The organism is Mangrovimicrobium sediminis, assembly GCF_004745945.1.
Classification (GTDB): domain Bacteria; phylum Pseudomonadota; class Gammaproteobacteria; order Pseudomonadales; family Halieaceae; genus Mangrovimicrobium; species Mangrovimicrobium sediminis.
Window position 1 is genome coordinate 37,927 of the sequence record NZ_SRLE01000002.1, and the last position, 15,762, is coordinate 53,688.

Annotated in this window: 11 protein-coding genes; 3 read left to right on the top strand and 8 right to left on the bottom strand. The window is 66.4% G+C overall.

Annotation, left to right across the window (positions count from 1 at the left end):
- Nucleotides 1-188: 188 nt before the first annotated feature.
- A complete protein-coding gene (locus tag E4634_RS01740) occupies nt 189-965 on the top strand; it encodes an oxygen-binding di-iron domain-containing protein (protein ID WP_206046764.1) in 777 nt (258 codons plus the stop codon).
- A 104-nt stretch (nt 966-1,069) separates the two neighbouring features.
- Here E4634_RS01740 and ettA read toward each other — a convergent pair whose 3' ends face one another.
- Nucleotides 1,070-2,734 carry an energy-dependent translational throttle protein EttA gene (gene ettA, locus E4634_RS01745; protein ID WP_135440888.1) on the bottom strand — a complete coding sequence of 555 codons (1,665 nt, stop codon included), beginning with the start codon at nt 2,732-2,734 and terminating at the stop codon, nt 1,070-1,072.
- Between the two features lie 248 nt (nt 2,735-2,982).
- On the opposite strand from ettA, the gene E4634_RS01750 reads away from it, so the two are divergent.
- Nucleotides 2,983-3,729: an Ntn hydrolase family protein gene (locus E4634_RS01750; RefSeq protein WP_135440889.1), complete on the top strand. Its 747-nt coding sequence runs from the start codon at nt 2,983-2,985 to the stop codon at nt 3,727-3,729.
- Between the two features lie 17 nt (nt 3,730-3,746).
- Here the strand turns inward: E4634_RS01750 and E4634_RS01755 are convergent, their stop codons facing one another.
- Both E4634_RS01755 and E4634_RS01760 read right to left on the bottom strand, forming a co-directional pair.
- Complete coding sequence (locus tag E4634_RS01755; RefSeq protein ID WP_135440890.1) at nt 3,747-4,064, bottom strand: 2Fe-2S iron-sulfur cluster-binding protein; 318 nt, start codon at nt 4,062-4,064, stop codon at nt 3,747-3,749.
- A 49-nt stretch (nt 4,065-4,113) separates the two neighbouring features.
- Nucleotides 4,114-5,397: a cytochrome P450 gene (locus E4634_RS01760; RefSeq protein ID WP_135440891.1), complete on the bottom strand. Its 1,284-nt coding sequence runs from the start codon at nt 5,395-5,397 to the stop codon at nt 4,114-4,116.
- Between the two features lie 284 nt (nt 5,398-5,681).
- On the opposite strand from E4634_RS01760, the gene E4634_RS01765 reads away from it, so the two are divergent.
- The gene (locus E4634_RS01765; RefSeq protein WP_135440892.1) at nt 5,682-6,260 is read left to right on the top strand and encodes a TetR/AcrR family transcriptional regulator; all 579 of its coding nucleotides are present in this window, start codon (nt 5,682-5,684) and stop codon (nt 6,258-6,260) included.
- Between the two features lie 26 nt (nt 6,261-6,286).
- On the opposite strand, the gene E4634_RS01770 is transcribed toward E4634_RS01765, so the two are convergent.
- The 5 genes from E4634_RS01770 to E4634_RS01790 form a co-directional block, all read right to left on the bottom strand.
- On the bottom strand, nt 6,287-7,171 hold the full coding sequence (locus E4634_RS01770) for a transglutaminase family protein (RefSeq protein WP_135440893.1): 885 nt from the start codon (nt 7,169-7,171) through the stop codon (nt 6,287-6,289).
- The gene (locus tag E4634_RS01775) at nt 7,168-9,720 is read right to left on the bottom strand and encodes a circularly permuted type 2 ATP-grasp protein (RefSeq protein WP_135440894.1); all 2,553 of its coding nucleotides are present in this window, start codon (nt 9,718-9,720) and stop codon (nt 7,168-7,170) included. Before E4634_RS01775 ends, E4634_RS01770 begins: the two co-directional genes overlap by 4 nt.
- A gap of 134 nt (nt 9,721-9,854) precedes the next feature.
- Nucleotides 9,855-13,205, bottom strand: coding sequence for a transglutaminase family protein (locus E4634_RS01780; protein ID WP_135440895.1), 3,351 nt, complete (start codon nt 13,203-13,205; stop codon nt 9,855-9,857).
- 15 nt (nt 13,206-13,220) lie between these two features.
- The gene (locus tag E4634_RS01785; protein ID WP_135440896.1) at nt 13,221-14,162 is read right to left on the bottom strand and encodes an alpha-E domain-containing protein; all 942 of its coding nucleotides are present in this window, start codon (nt 14,160-14,162) and stop codon (nt 13,221-13,223) included.
- The gene (locus tag E4634_RS01790; protein WP_135440897.1) at nt 14,159-15,607 is read right to left on the bottom strand and encodes a circularly permuted type 2 ATP-grasp protein; all 1,449 of its coding nucleotides are present in this window, start codon (nt 15,605-15,607) and stop codon (nt 14,159-14,161) included. The genes E4634_RS01785 and E4634_RS01790 overlap by 4 nt, the downstream gene beginning before the upstream one ends.
- Between the last annotated feature and the right edge of the window lie 155 nt (nt 15,608-15,762).

Here is a 15,762-nt window from a genome sequence, read left to right on the forward strand (position 1 = left end):
CAGTCCGGGGCTGTGACTCTCTTTCCCCTCTGTCATGACCCCGGCCGCAAAAAAGTGGAGATCGTCGAGCACACGCCAGAATCACTTGATGCAGGACAAGTTTTGCTGCCTCGCTTCACCTAGCATGGTTCGACGCGACCGCCCAGGAAAAGAAAAAGGCTCGCGGTATGCCAATGGAGGTTTCGGCAATGGAACAGCACACAGCAACACTTTACGACCGCGACGGCCATCTCTGCCTGTTCTTCACCGGCCTGGTCGACGGCGAGGGAATTCCCAGTAACCAGTTGATGATCAAGCACGGCGGCGAGGCGGTGCTGTTCGATCCCGGTGGTGACCTCACCTACACACCGCTGTCCATGGCGCTGTCGCGGCACCTCACACTGAAGACCGACCTGCGCTACGTGTTCGCCTCGCACCAGGACCCGGACATCATCACCTCGCTGCCGCGCTGGTTGATGCACACGGACTGTAAGGTGGTGTGCTCCCGTTTGTGGTCGCGCTTCCTGCCGCACCTGGTGTCCGGGGTCGTGTCCGGGACGATGAAAAAATCCCTGCACAAGCGTCTGCTCGAGTTACCGGACGAGGGTGGGCAGATTCCCCTCGGCGACAGTTATATCGAGGCGGTACCGGCGCACTTCCTGCACTCGGTGGGCAATTTTCATTTTTACGACCCGATCAGCAAGATCCTGTTCAGCGGCGATGTCGGCGCTGCAGCGACGCCGGGCATGGATCACGTGCCGGTGGATGATGTCGCCACGCATATTCCGCTCATGGAAGGCTTTCACCAGCGCTACATGGCCAGCAACACCGCATGCCGCAACTGGGTCGCCCGCGTGCGCGCAATGGACGTGGAGATGCTAGTCCCGCAACACGGCCGTCCCTTCGTCGGCAAACAGAAGATCGGCGAGTTCCTGGACTGGTTCGAACAACTACAGTGCGGCGTGGACCTGCTGCAAGAGGCCTGAAATAAAAAGTGGGGTCAGATACGACTTCAAATGATGTCGATGTTCAGGCGAGCCCGGCGATCAACATCATTTAAAGTCGTATCTGACCCCACTTTTGGTGGGTGCTACTTAAGCTTGCGGTATTTGACGCGGTGGGGCTGCTCGGCAGCCGCGCCCAGGCGCTTCTTGCGGTCTTCCTCGTAGTCCTGGTAGTTGCCCTCGTGGAACACCACGCTGCCGTCGTCCTCGTAGGCGAGGATGTGGGTGGCGATGCGGTCCAGGAACCAGCGGTCGTGCGAGATCACCAGGGCGGCGCCGGGGAAGGCCAGCAGGGCTTCTTCCAGTGCGCGCAGGGTTTCCACGTCGAGGTCGTTAGTCGGTTCGTCGAGCAGCAGCACGTTGGCGCCCTGCTTGAGCAGCTTGGCCAGGTGCAGCCGGTTGCGCTCGCCGCCGGAGAGGTCCTTGACGTGCTTTTGCTGGTCCGAGCCCTTGAAGTTGAAGCGGCCGCAGTAGGAGCGCGAGGGCACTTCGTAGCTGCCGATGCGCATGATGTCGTGGCCGTCGGAGATCTCCTCCCACACGGTCTTGCTGCCGTCCAGGGAATCGCGGGACTGGTCGACGTAGCCCAACTGCACGGTCTCGCCCACCTTCACCTCGCCGCCGTCCGGCTGCTCGATACCCATGAGGATCTTGAACAGGGTGGATTTACCCATGCCGTTGGCGCCGATGATGCCGACGATGCTGCCCTTGGGCACGGTGAAGCTGACGTTCTCGAACAGCAGCCGGTCGCCGAAGGTCTTCTTCAGGTCCTTCACCTCGATCACGTTGTCGCCCAGGCGCGGGCCCGGCGGGATGTAGATCTCGTTCGTCTCGTTGCGCGCCTGGAATTCCTGGGACTGCAGCTCCTCGAAGCGCTGCAGGCGCGCCTTGCTCTTGGCCTGGCGCCCCTTGGGATTGGAGCGCACCCACTCCAGCTCGGCCTTGATCGCCTTCTCGTGGGAGGCCTCCTGGCGTTTTTCCTGCTCCAGGCGCTTCTCCTTGGCTTCCAGCCAGTCGGAGTAGTTGCCCTCGTAGGGGATGCCGCGGCCGCGGTCCAGCTCGAGAATCCAGCCGGCGGCGTTGTCCAGGAAGTAGCGATCGTGGGTGATCGCCACCACGGTGCCGGGGTAGTCGTGCAGGAAGCGCTCCAGCCAGGCCACGCTTTCCGCATCGAGGTGGTTGGTGGGCTCGTCCAGCAGCAGCATGTCCGGGGCCGAGAGCAGCATGCGGCACAGGGCCACGCGGCGGCGCTCACCGCCGGAGAGCCTGGTCACGTCCGCGTCCCAGGGCGGCAGGCGCAGGGCGTCGGCGGCGACCTCCAGCTTGGTCTCGATGTTGTGCGCATCGGTGGCCTGGATGATGTCCTCCAGGCGCGCCTGCTCCTTGGCCAGGGCGTCGAAGTCGGCGTCCGGCTCGGCGTAGGCGGCGTAGACCTTCTCCAGGTCGGCCATCGCACTGATCGCCTCGCCCAGGCCTTCCTCGACGTTGCCGCGCACGTCCTTCTCCGGGTCCAGCTGCGGCTCCTGGGGCAGGTAGCCGATCTTGATGCCCGGTTGCGGGCGCGCCTCGCCGAGGATGTCGGTGTCGATGCCGGCCATGATGCGCAGCAGGGTCGACTTGCCCGCGCCGTTCAGGCCCAGCACGCCGATCTTGGCGCCCGGGAAGAAGGACAGGGAGATGTCCTTGAGGATCTCTTTCTTGGGCGGCACGACTTTGCCGACCCGGTTCATGCTGTAGACGTATTGGGCCATGGGATATCCGCGGGAATAAAACGACGCGCGCATTCTAGCAAACCCGGGGCAGTCCGGGGCAAACGCCATCAGCGCCCGGCAAGTCGCGCGCCGGGGCGGTCACGCAGCATTGAAAAATTGATGTCTCTCACGGCTTCAGCAAAACCGCGGAGTGCCGATAGCTGAGCAGTAGTATTTCGCCAGAAAGCGAATTATGCTGTCGGTCCGCTCAATTCGGGCGGTGTACAAAAATTAGCCAACCCGACCCTATGACCTACTGTATTGGAATCAGGCTTAAAGAAGGCCTGGTGTTTTGCTCGGACTCGCGTACCAACGCGGGGCCCGACCGTGTCAGCACCTACGGCAAGCTGCACCGCTTCTCCCTGCCCGGGGAGCGCCAGCTCATGCTGATGACCGCCGGCAACCTGGCCACCAGCCAGGCGGTGGTGGCGCAGATCGAGCGCGACCTGCGCGAGGACGCCAGCTTCAACGTGGCCAAGGCGCAGTATGTCTCGGATATTGCCGACTACATCGGCAAGCTGGGCCTGAACGAGCAGAAGAAGTACGCCTCCGGCGGCCCCGGTGCGGGCTTCAATGCCGAGGCCACCTACATCCTCGGCGGCCAGATCAAGGGCCAGCCCACCGAGCTGTACCTGGTCTACCCGGAAGGCAACCACATCACCGTGTCCGAGCAGTACCCGTTCCTGCAGATCGGCGAGACCAAGTACGGCAAGCCGATCCTCGACCGCATCATCCGCCCGGACACGGACCACGAGACAGCCATGCGCTGCGCGCTGGTCTCCATGGATTCCACCATGCGCAGTAACGCCACGGTGGGCCCGCCCATCGAGCTGCTCTACTACGCCGCCGACACCCTGGCGGACCCCGCCGAGTACTGCCGGTTCGAAGAGAACGACGAGTACCTGGTGAGCCTGCGCCGCGCCTGGGATGACAATATCCGCAGGGCCTTCAACGACCTGCCCTCGCTGCAGGCGGTGTTCGACCGCGACCTCTAGGCGGGCAGCCGCTCGCCTCAGCCGACCTCGACCAGGGTCACCCGCATTCCCTCACAGCTGTCGTCCAGCCGTAACTGGCAGGACAGGCGCGAGTGCGGGCTGCGGTTGTCCACCATGTCCAGCAGCCCGTCCTCGTCCTCGGACATCGGCGGCAGCCGGTCGGCAAAGGCCGGGTCGATGTGCACGTGGCAGGTGGCACAGCTCAGGCAGCCGCCACACAGGGCGAGCAATTCGTCGCAGCCGGCGTCGCGGATGGCCTCCATGAGCGTGCCTTCGGGGTCGACGGCGACGCTGTCGACACTGCCATCGAGGCGTACAACGTTGATGCTGGGCATGGCGGAATCGGTCCTGGTCGGTGGCGGGAAAGGGGCCGGGTCCGGGCGCTCAGGGCGCCAGGACCAGGTGCAATTTTGACAGGCCGCGGATGATAAAGCTCGGCTCGTAGTCCAGCTCGCGCGCCCCCTGCGGCCCGTGGTGGGCCTCGTCCAGGCTGATGCGCGAGGTTTTCGCCAACAGGTGTTCGAGCAGGATGCGTACCTCGACCCGCGCCAGTGGCGCGCCGGCGCAGGTGTGCGCGCCGCGGCCGAAGGCCAGGTGTTCGCGCAGGCGCGGGCGCTGCATGTCGAATGCCTCAGGGTTTTCCCAGCGCTTCGGGTCGCGGTTGGCCGCGGCCACCGCGATCATTACCGGTGTGCCCGCGGCCACCGGCAGGCCGGCGATGCTGGTGTCGCGCACCGCCAGCCGCGCGGTCATCTTGGTCGAGCCCTCCATGCGCAGGACTTCCTCAATGAATGCCGGGATCAGCCTGGGGTCTGCGCGCAGCTCGTCCTGCAGCGCGTGGTCCTCGGCCAGCCGGCGGATCGAATTGCCCAGCAGCTTGGCGCTGGTGTCCTGGCCGGCGCCGAACAGGAAGGTCGCCAGGCGCACGATTTCCAGCGCATCCGGCGTGCTGCCGTCCGGGTAGGTGGCGTTGGACAGCTCGCTGAGGATGTCCTCGCGCGGATTCTCGCGGCGGTCCATCACGTACTGGAAGAAATAGGTGCCCATGACCACCAGGGGGCTATTCTCGTCGAAGGACGGGGGAGCGTCCGCCTCCATGTTGCCGGGTGGCGGGGCGTTGTCGATCACCTCGCGAAAGTGCTCGCGGTCGTCGGCGGGCACGCCGAGCAGGTCGGCGATCACCAGGGTGACGAAGGGTGTGGCGACCTCGTTGATCAGTTCGCAGCCGCCTTTGGCGACCATCTCGTCGATCAACTGCGCCGAGTAGGACTGGATGAATTCCTCGTTGGCCTTCAGGCGGCTCGGAGTGAACAGCTTGTTGAGGATGGAGCGCGAGAATTTGTGCTGCTGGCCGTCGTAGGCGACCAGCAGGTCACCGCCGAGAAATTCGCCGCGGTGTGCCTCGATCTGGTCGGTGATGTTGTCGCCCTCGGGGGTGAAGGGCAGCGGTACCGCCGGCCCCTGGGGCGCATTCGCCGAGGAGAAATCCTCGGTGTTGCGCAGCACCTCCACGGACTCCTCGAAGCCGGTGACAACCACCAGGTTGCGCAGGGTGGAACGAAATACCCCGCCGCGCTCGCGGATGCTCTCGAAGTACTCGTAGGGATCCCTGAGTACCGACAGGTCGGTGAAATAATCGCGTTCTGTATCCTGTGCCTGCTGCTCCACCACATGCCTCCTGTGCGGCCGTATCCGCTGGGAGGGCCGCTGTTTTGTTTATTTTATGGAACTGTAAGTTCCGGAAGTGATGGGGAGAGTGACAGTATCCACGAGCCGGGTCAAGTTGTGAGGCGACCACCACCGGACACGCCTGACCACGGCCCGGCGTGCAGTTCCCGCGATTTTTGGCTAGTATGAAGTGTCGTTGTGTAAAACCGCGGTGTTCGCGGGCCGTGGGTGGCACTCACTCGTGCCCTGTGGCGTGAATACCTGCCGCCGGCCGAGGAAGACATGTGGAACAGAAAGTTTCCAAGATAAGCTCCGATCCCAGGGCGCTGCGCTCGCGCGAGGCGCTGCGCCGCGCGATTCTCGCGCTGCTCGACCGCATGCCCCTGGAGCAGATCACTATCGCCGACATTACCGGCGAGGCGGACGTCGGCAAGACCACCTTCTTTCGTCACTACGCCTCAAAGGAAGCGCTGCTCGACGATATCGCCGACGAGCAGATCAAGCGCCTGATCGGCCTCAGCCTGCCGGTGTTCGAGGCTCACGACCTGCAAGCCGCGGCTATCGCGCTGTTCTCCTACGTGGACGCCCATCGCCCGCTGTGGACGGCGCTGCTCACCGGCGGCGCCGCCGGCTCTATCGCCGAGGCCTACACCCGCCAGTCGCACGCGGTGGCGGCGACCAAGCAGCCCCCGGCGGGCTGGCTGCCGGCGGATTGCGGGGTGGCGCTGGTGGTGAGCGGGACGATAGGCCTGCTGGCATGGTGGCTGGGGCAGGAACAGCCCATTTCCATCCGCCGGGTGGCGGAGATCTACGAGAAGCTGGTAGTGGCGCCGGTGTTTGCCGCCAACCGGGCTCCCGACTGAGTCGCTACCCAGCCCCGGGGCGCGGTTCAGGCCCCCAGTCGCTGCACATCCACCGCCACGTCCAGGGCGTGGCCGGCACCGCCACCCAGCACCGAACCCTTGAGCGGCGTGATATCCGAGTAGTCCCGGCCCCAGGCGGTGGTGATGTGTTGCTCCATCGCCATCAGGTTGTTGGTCGGGTCGAAGTCGGCCCAGCCCTCGGTCGGCGAGTACACGGAGAACCAGGCGTGGCTGGCGTCGGCGCCCTCCAGCTTGGTCTGGCCGGGCGGCGGCAGGGTCTCCAGGTAGCCGCTGACATAGCGCGCCGGGTAGCCCAGCGAGCGCAGGCAGCCTATCGCCAGGTGGGCGAAGTCCTGGCAGACGCCGGCGCGCAATTCCAGCACTTCCTCGAGCGGCGTGGTCACCTCCGTGGAGCGCGGATCGAAGGTGAACTCGCTGTAGATCTTGTGGGTGAGTTCGCGCACGCAGGAAAAGAACGGCCGGTCGTCGACAAAGCAGTCGCTGGCGTAGTCCGCCAGGGTCTGGCTGCGCACGACCTTGGGCGAGTCGAGCAGGAATTCCCGGGCGCGGATGTTCTCCTCCGGCTCCAGGTTGTACAGCAGGCTGCGCACTTCAGCGCAGGTGGCGCCGAAGTCCAGCGCCAGGCTCTGCCGCTGGGCGAAGATCTCCACCTCGCTCTCGGCGACCACCTCCAGGTAGCGGTGCGGGAACTGTACGGTGAAATGGTAGGCGTGGTTGCCAAAGTAGTCGGTGCGGTCCGCGCCCTGGGCGGGCAGCGGGTCGACGCTGATGCTCGCCCGCTCGCAGCGCTGGTAGAAAGTGTTGCGCGGCAGCAGGTGGGTCACGCTGTAGCACTGGCTGACAAGGCCCTGGTACTCGTAGCGGGTGCGGTGGCGGATGCGGTATTTCACGGCTCGTCCCTCCGCTCCGACAGGGTCATCGGCTGCGGGCCGCCGGTGTGTTCGAAGTACGTGTCGGTGACCACGCCGGCGATATCGCTGACCAGGCGCTGGATGCGCGCCAGCAGCTGGTCGAGCCCGCCGCGCAGGAATTCGTCGTCCTGCGTGGCCGCAAGCTTGGGCAGGTCCGCCAGGGTCAGCTGGGAGACGGCCTCCAGGTGCAGGCGCTGCTCCGGGGTAAGGCGCGTATCCTGGCGGTCCGCCGGCAGGCTGGCGAGGTGTTCGCGCAGGCGCTCGAACTGGAAGGCCAGCGAGCGCGGGTTGGCCGGTTCCAGCAGCAGCAGGTCCAGCGCGTCGTCGATGTTGACGTTGCGCTGGTAGCGGCGGCGATAGGTCATCAGCGCCTCGGCGCTGACCAGGACGGTCTCCAGCAGCAGCGATTCGGCTTCGCCGCTCACCTTGGGCACCAGCAGCGAGCGCAGCAGTGAGATAGTCAGCAGGCAGCGCTCGACGCGCCGGCCCATGTCGAGGAAGTGCCAGCCCTGGCCGCGCACCATGGATTCCTGGGACAGGCCGGCCAGGGCCAGCAGGGTCGAGACCAGCCGGTCCAGGGCCTCCTCCGGCGCGGAACTGTAGTCGCGCTGCAGCAGCTCGGGCAGCTGTGCCATCTCGTCGCGCAGGTCGTTGAGGATGCGCTGGGTGTCCGCCGACATGAACTCCTTCACCTGGTCCACGGCGCGCAGCAGGGCGTGCAGCGAGTAGGTGATGCTGCCCGGCCGGTCGGCGTCGATGATCACCGACAGCAGCTCCGGAATCGGTGCCTCGGTATTGGCCTTTTTCGCCATGAAGCCCGGGTAGGTGCCGGTGAGGTGGGTGACCGAGCGCAGCAGCAGGGGGCGGCTGTCCGGGTCGATCGAGTGCTCGCCCTTGAGGCAGCTGAGCACCGTGCGCATCAGGCGCAGGGAGGCCTCCGCGCGCTCCGTGTAGCGGCCCACCCAGAACAGGTTGTCGACCACGCGACTGGGCAGTTCCATGCCCGCCCAGCCGGTGCCGGCGGCGCGCGGCTCGGCGCCGGCGTCCAGTTCGGTGCGCTTCTCCGGCTCCGAGGCGAGGATCCAGGTGTCCTTGCTCAGCGAACCGAGGCGGTTGGAGATCTCGAACGCGCCGGACTGGGCACCGACCCGGGTCAGCCCGCCGGGCATGACCACGTAGGAGGATTCCCCGGCCACCGCGAAGCTGCGCAGCACCAGTGGCAGGTCGGCGTTCTCGCCGGCCTGGCCGTCCCACACCGGCGACAGCGACGGGTTGAGGCGTTCCTGGGCAGCGTAACGCAGCGGATGTTCGCTGATCTGCGCGGCCAGGGCAGTGCGCTGGGCGGGGTTCAGCGTGGCGCCGTCGACGATGCGCGAGTCGGGTCCGCGCGAGGTGGTCTTGACGATCAACGTGTCGAGGTTGCGCAGGGTGTAGTCGAGGTCGGCCGGGTCGCCGCACCACCAGCAGCGGGCGGAGGGCAGGCGCAGGTCGCGACCGAAGAAATACTGCGCCGCCGCCGGCAGGTAGCGCGGCAAGCCGCGGTTTTCCAGCACCCCGGAGCCGAGCGGGTTGACCACGGTCACGTTGCCCATGCGCGCGGTCTCCAGCAGGCCGGGCACGCCGAGCTGGGATTCGCTGAGCAGCTCCACCGGGTCGCAGTAGACGTCGTCGACCCGGCGCAGGATGACATCGATGCGCGACAGGCCGTCCAGGGTCTTCAGCCACACGTAACCGTCGCGCACGGTGAGGTCGCGGCCCTGTACCAGCGGGTAGCCGAGGTAGTTTGCCAGGAACACGTGCTCGAAGTAGGTCTCGTTGTAGGCGCCGGGGGTGAGCACCGCCACCCGCGCCACCTCGCCGTTGGGGTTCAGCTCGCTGAGCTTGAGGCGCAGGTTGTTGAAGTACAGCGACAGCCGGTGCACGTGGCTGTCGCGGAACAGGCTCGGGAACACCCGGCTCATGGCCATGCGGTTGACCAGCGCGTAGCCGGTACCGCTGGGGGTCTGGGAGCGGTCCGACATGACCCGCAGCGCGCCGTCCGGGCCGCGCACGATATCCGTGGCGTACTGGATCAGCTGCTGTTCGCCGGGCAGCGCCAGGCCCTGGCACTCGCGCAGGAAGCCGTCGTGGCTGAACAGCAGCTCGGGCGGGATGATGCCGTGCTTGAGCAGGTTGCGCGGCCCGTACAGGTCGCGCAGGATCAGGTCGAACAGCTCGGCGCGCTCGCGCACGCCGGACTCGATATCGTTCCACTCGTCGCTGGAGAGCAGGAAGGGGACCGGGTCCAGCCCCCAGGGGCGCGCGGTCAGCCCGGCGCTGTAGTCGTTGTAGGTGGCGCCGTCGTCGCGCAGGATGCGGTCCAGGGTCTGCTGGCGCAGGCGCAGCTCGTCCGGCCCCAGCTCCTTGAAGCTGTCCAGCAGGTATTGCCAGTGCTCGCGCACGCCGCCATCGGCCTGGAAGGCCTCATGGAAGGCGTCGGCGGGTGCGGAGACCGCCGCTGCTGCGCGTGTCTGGTCCTGGGTGGGCATCGTTACCACTGAAAACGTTGTTCGGAACTCTCAATTATTGCCCAAATGCGGGATTCAGGCTATCCGGACTCCCCGGCCATGCGGGGCGAGGGGAGCCCCGCGCCGCGGTCGCAGCGCGGGCGTGCCGGTCGGGGTCAGCGTCCCGGCCGGCGCAGGTCCAGCGTGTGCGGGTATTCGCCCGCCGGCTCTTCCGGCGGCGGCGCCATCGGCCGCGGCGGCTGCTGGTTGGGGAAGAACTCGCGGATGCTGTCGAACTCGCCCAGCGGCGGGAACAGGTTGGGCGTGTGGCCGTGGTCCCAGAAGCGGTTGACGCGCCGCGACTCCGCCTCGAAGGCGTTGACCGGGAAGGTCTCGTAGCTGCGCCCACCCGGGTGGGAGACGTGGTAGGTGCAGCCGCCGATGGAGCGTCCGTTCCAGGTGTCGATGAGGTCGAACACCAGCGGTGCGTGTACGCCGATCATCGGGTGCAGGGCCGAGGGCGGCTGCCAGGCGCGGTAGCGCACCGCGGCCACGTACTCGCCGTGGGTGCCGGTCTCGCGCAGGGGTACGCGGCGGCCGTTGCAGGCCAGCACGTAGCGGCCCGGGGTGAGTCCGGAGAGCTTCACCTGCAGGCGCTCCACCGAGGAGTCCACGTAGCGCGAGGTGCCGAAGCTGCTGACTTCCTCGCCCAGCACGTGCCAGGGCTCGATCGCCCAGCGCAGCTCCAGGTTGATGTCGCCGATGTTCATGTTGCCGTAGTGCGGGAAGCGGAACTCCTCGAAAGCCGCCAGCCACTCCAGCTGGAAGGGGAAGCCGTGCTCGTTGAGGTCGTCGATGACATCCTTCACGTCGGTCCACACGTAGTGCGGCATCATGAAGCGGTCGTGCAGCAGGGTGCCCCAGCGCACCAGCTTGTGGTTGTAGGGGTTCTTCCAGAAGCGCGCCACCAGGCAGCGCAGCAGCAGTACCTGAACCAGCGCCATGTGCGAGTGCGGCGGCATCTCGAAGCCGCGGAACTCGAGCAGGCCGAGGCGTCCCGTCGGCCCGCTGGGGGAGTACAGCTTGTCGATACAGAACTCGGAGCGGTGGGTGTTGCCGGTAATGTCGATGAGCAGGTTGCGCATCAGCCGGTCCACCAGCCAGGGCTGCATGACCTCGCCCGGGGGGATCTGGCTGAAGGCGATCTCCAGCTCGTAGAGCATCTCCGAGCGGCCTTCGTCGACCCGCGGCGCCTGGCTGGTCGGGCCCAGGAACAGGCCGGAGAACAGGTAGGACAGGCCCGGGTGGTGCTGCCAGTAGGTGACCAGGCTCTGCAACAGGTCCGGCCGGCGCAGCAGCGGGCTGTCCTCCGGTCGCGCCGCGCCGAGCGTCACGTGGTTGCCGCCGCCGGTGCCCGAATGGCGGCCGTCGAGCATGAATTTTTCCGTGCCCAGGCGCGACTGGCGAGCCTCTTCGTAGAGCGCGGTGGTGTTGTCCACCAGCTCCGCCCAGCTGGTAGCCGGGTGGATGTTGACCTCGATGACGCCGGGGTCGGGGGTGACCAGCAGGCGCTGCAGGCGCGGGTCGCGCGGCGGTTCATAGCCCTCGATCACCAGCGGCAGGCTGAGGTCGCGGGCGGTGCGTTCCATGGCGTGGACCAGGTCCACGTAGTGTTCCAGGTACTGCAGCGGCGGCAGGAAGACGTGCAGTTTACCGTCGCGCGGTTCCACGCAGAGCACGGTGCGCACCACGTCGCCGGGGTAGCCGCCGTCGTCTTCCGTCGCACTGCCCGGTGCCGGTTGCGGCTGGATGGGCTGCGCCACCGACGCCTTGTCATCGGCGGGCGGCAGCGGCCCGCGCGGGTCGAAGCTGTCGCGCTCGGGTTTTATCGCATCGCGCTTGCTCTGCGGTTGCTGCAGGGCGTCCAGCGGCAGGCGCAGGCCCATCGGCGAGTCACCCGGCGCCAGGTTGACGCGCTCGGCGCGCAGCTGCCACGGGCCGCTGCGCCACGGGCCTCCCGGCTCGCGCTCCAGCGGCAGCAGGTAGCCGGTAGGGGTGTTCAGGCCGCGGCTGAGCAGCTTGGCCAGGCGCCGGCGCTCGGCGTCGTCCTTGATGTCCGCCTTGGTCGGGTCGAGGTTGTCGGGAAGGTTCTGCTCCTTCCACATGTAGTAAAGAGCATCCTCGTAGGCGGGGAGAATGTACGAGGTGCTGATGCCCAGGGCCTCAGTCAGCCAGTACATGAAGCTGCCCGCTTCGGACAGGCCGTGGCCGTAGTCGCGGTCGACCCGCGCCAGCAGCGCCGGGTCCTCCCACAGGGTTTCGCCGTCGGTGCGCCAGAAGCAGCCCAGCGCCCAGCGCGGGGTCGGCTCGCCCGGGTACCACTTGCCCTGGCCGTAGTGCAGCAGGCCGCCGGGGGCGAAGCGGTCGCGCAGGCGGATGATCAGGTCCTTGGCCAGCTTGATCTTGTGCTCGCCCAGCGCAGCGATATTCCACTGCGCGGAGTCCATGTCGTCGATGGAGACGAAGGTCGGCTCGCCGCCCATGGTCAGGCGCACGTCGCCGGCCTCGAGCTCCGCGTCCACCGCCTCGCCCAGGGCCTGGATGGCCAACCACTCGGCCTCGCTGTAGGGCTTGGTGACCCGCGGGTCCTCGTGGATGCGCTCGACCTCGTTGAGGAAGCTGAACTCGACCTCACACTGGCTCGTAGCGCCGGTGATCGGCGCCGCGGAAATCGGGCTGGGGGTGCAGGCCAGGGGGATGTGGCTCTCGCCGGCGAACAGTCCCGAGGTCGGGTCCAGGCCGACCCAGCCGGCGCCGGGCAGGAACACCTCGCACCAGGCGTGCAGGTCGGTGAAGTCGGCCTCCGGGCCGGAGGGACCCTCCAGGGATTTCTGGTCCGGCGCCAGCTGCACCAGGTAGCCGGAGCAGAAGCGCGCGGCGAGACCCAGGTGGCGCAGGATCTGCACCATCAGCCAGCCGGAGTCGCGGCAGGAGCCGCGCTTGATCTCCAGCGTCTCCTCGCAGGTCTGTACACCCGGCTCCATGCGCACGTTGTAGTCGATATCCTGTTCCAGGCGCTGGTTGAGCGCCACAAGGAAGTCGATGATCGGCATCTTGTCGCGCTTGACGCCGGCCATCCAGGCCTTGAGCAGCGGGCCGTCCTCGACGATCTCCAGGTAGGGGCCGAGTTCCTTGACCAGGTGCGCATCGTAGGTGAACGGGTAGTGCTCGGCGTACTCCTCGACGAAGAAGTCGAAGGGGTTGATCACCGTCATGTCGGTAATCAGCTCGACCTCCACCGACAGGTGGTCCTCTTTTTCCGGGAACACCAGGCGTGCAAGGAAGTTACCGAACGGGTCCTGCTGCCAGTTGATGAAGTGGTTTTCCGGCTTCACCTTCAGCGAGTAGCTGTAGATGCGGTTGCGGCAATGGGGCGCCGGGCGCAGCCGCAGCACGTGCGGCGCGATGTTCACATGGCGGTCGAACTTGTAGTACGTATTGTGCCGTACGGCGACACGGATGCTCATGGCGATCTCCGGAGTTTACGGCTCCTGGCGCGGCAAAAACCAGGTTTCGGCGACGCTGTCCGACAGCGCATTGATGTCCAGCTGGATGCGGTCGATGAAGCGGTGCAGTTCTTCCCAGGAGACGTTCTCCGGGTTGAGCCGCGACAATCGGCGCCGGGCGCGTTCCAGCTCTTTCAGGGCGGGTTTGTGGTGGCTCAGCTGCGACAGCTCCGCGCGCAGGCCGTTGAGGCAGAACGACAGCGAGCGCGGCAGGGTGGCTTCCTTGAACAGGAAGTCCACCACCGGCGCGGCCTCGGGGATCGGGCCCACCTTGCGCCGGTAGGCGCTCATCGCCGACAGGCTCTGCAGCAGCGAGCTCCACACCAGCGGGTCGATGGTCGGGTTGTGGCGATCCTGCTGCATCAGGGCGCCGGCGCCGACGTCGATGATGCGCGTGGTCATGTCCGCGCGCTCGACCATGTGGCCCAGGGCCATGAAGCGGTAGGTGTCGTCGCGGGTCATGGTGGTGATGACCAGCCCGCTGATCACCTGGCAGCGGCTGATGACCTGGTCCAGGAACTGGTGCCGGTGGCGGCGGCCGACGGATTTCTCCGCCGTCTCCTGGGCGTACAGGTACAGTTCGTTGACGTGCTCCCAGACCTCCGCCGGCAGCACGTCGCGGGTGGTGCGCACGTTCTCCCGGGCCGACTTGATCGACTGGCGGATGCTGCCGAAGTTGTCCTCGTCGGTGATGACGAAGCTGAGCACGTTCTGCTCGTTGTAGGCGCGGTAGCTCTGCTCGAACACCGGCTGGCCGTCGAGGATGCGCACCAGCGCGTCCCAGCCCAGCTCGGTGCCCATGGGGATGTCCAGCACCAGGTGGGTGTAGGCCTGGGTGACGCGGGCGGTGTCCTCGGCGCGCTCGAGGTAGCGCGCCATCCAGTACAGGCGCTCGGCGACGCGGGAGAGAAGTCTCATTGGCTGCCCTCCACGATCCAGGTGTCTTTACTGCCGCCGCCCTGGGAGGAGTTCACCACCAGCGAACCCTTGACCAGGGCCACGCGGGTGAGGCCGCCGGGGGTCACCCAGACATTCTTGCCGCTGAGGATGAACGGGCGCAGGTCCAGGTGGCGCGGTTCCACGCTGTCCTCGAGGTAGGTGGGCGCGGTGGACAGCGCCAGCGTCGGCTGGGCGATGTAGTTGCGCGGGTTCTCCTCGATCAGCTTGGCGAACTTGGCGCGGGTGGCCTTGGTGGCGCGCGGACCGACCATGATGCCGTAGCCGCCGGACTCGTTGGCCGGCTTGACCACCAGTTTGTCGAGGTTGGCGAGTACGTAGTCGCGGTGTTTCGGGTCCATGCACAGCCAGGTCTTGACCGAGGCCAGCTTGGGCTCCTCCTTGAGGTAGTAGCGGATCATGTCCGGCACGAAGGCGTAGACGACCTTGTCGTCGGCTACGCCCGAGCCCGGCGCGTTGGCGATGGCCACGTTGCCCTTCTTCCAGGCGCGCATGATGCCGGGTACGCCGAGGATGGAGTCGGAGCGGAAGGCCTCCGGGTCGATGAATTCGTCGTCGATGCGCCGGTAGACCACGTCGACCCGCTCCGGGCCGCCCACCGTGCGCATGTAGAGGCAGTCGTCGTCATCCACGAACAGGTCCGAGCCCTCCACCAGTTCCGCGCCCATGCCCTGGGCGAGGAAGGCGTGCTCGAAGTAGGCGGAGTTGTAGATGCCGGGGGTGAGTACCACGATGCACGGCCGCTTGTGCTCGCGCGGCGACAGCGAGGCGAGCATGGTGTAGAGCTGGGCCGGGTAGTCGTCCACCGGGCGGATGCTGTAGTTCTCGAACAGTTCGGGGAGGATGCGCTTGGTGATCTCGCGGTTCTCCACCATGTAGGAGACGCCCGAGGGTACGCGCAGATTGTCCTCCAGCACGTAGAACTTGCCGTCCTTGTCGCGCACGAGGTCCGTGCCGCAAATATGCGCCCACGCACCATAACGGGGCGAGATGCCGGCGCACTGGGGTTTGTAGTTGGTGGAATCGAGCACGATATCCGCCGGCACTACCTTGTCCTTGAGGATGCGCTGCTTGTTGTAGATATCGTTGATGAAGGCGTTCAGGGCCCGGGTGCGTTGGTTGAGGCCTTCACTGACCAGGTCCCACTCCTTGCCGGGGATGACCCGGGGAATGATATCGAAGGGCCAGGAGCGGTCGATATTCTTGCCTTCGGAGTAGATGGTGAAGGAGATGCCCATCTCGCGAATGGCCAGTTCTGCCGCGGCGCGCCGCGCTGCCATCTCCTCCCCGCCAAGGCCTTGCAGGAGGTTTACCGCCCGCCGCGCCGCCACTCGTGGCCGGCCGGCCGGGGTGATCAACTCGTCGTAGAAGGGGCCGCTATCGTAGGATTTCCAGCTTTTTTCCATGGGGGTCCTGTTCTTGTGGCGTGCACGAAGCGCGCCTTGCCGCTGCTTATGCAAACAGCGCGCCACTGGCAATGGTATAGCCGATCACACCTCCCGGTGCAATGACCACGTACGCACCTCCCACTGTACCGAACATAAAGTGGGGTCAGATACGA

Excerpts from the sequence above, each read along its gene's own strand:
- ettA (WP_135440888.1), bottom strand. The coding sequence starts at position 2,734 with ATGGCCCAATACGTCTACAGCATGAACCGGGTCGGCAAAGTCGTGCCG.
- E4634_RS01755 (WP_135440890.1), bottom strand. The coding sequence starts at position 4,064 with ATGCCCAGCATCAACGTTGTACGCCTCGATGGCAGTGTCGACAGCGTC.
- E4634_RS01750 (WP_135440889.1), top strand. The coding sequence starts at position 2,983 with ATGACCTACTGTATTGGAATCAGGCTTAAAGAAGGCCTGGTGTTTTGC.
- E4634_RS01785 (WP_135440896.1), bottom strand. The coding sequence starts at position 14,162 with ATGAGACTTCTCTCCCGCGTCGCCGAGCGCCTGTACTGGATGGCGCGC.
- E4634_RS01780 (WP_135440895.1), bottom strand. The coding sequence starts at position 13,205 with ATGAGCATCCGTGTCGCCGTACGGCACAATACGTACTACAAGTTCGAC.
- E4634_RS01740 (WP_206046764.1), top strand. The coding sequence starts at position 189 with ATGGAACAGCACACAGCAACACTTTACGACCGCGACGGCCATCTCTGC.
- E4634_RS01790 (WP_135440897.1), bottom strand. The coding sequence starts at position 15,607 with ATGGAAAAAAGCTGGAAATCCTACGATAGCGGCCCCTTCTACGACGAG.
- E4634_RS01775 (WP_135440894.1), bottom strand. The coding sequence starts at position 9,720 with ATGCCCACCCAGGACCAGACACGCGCAGCAGCGGCGGTCTCCGCACCC.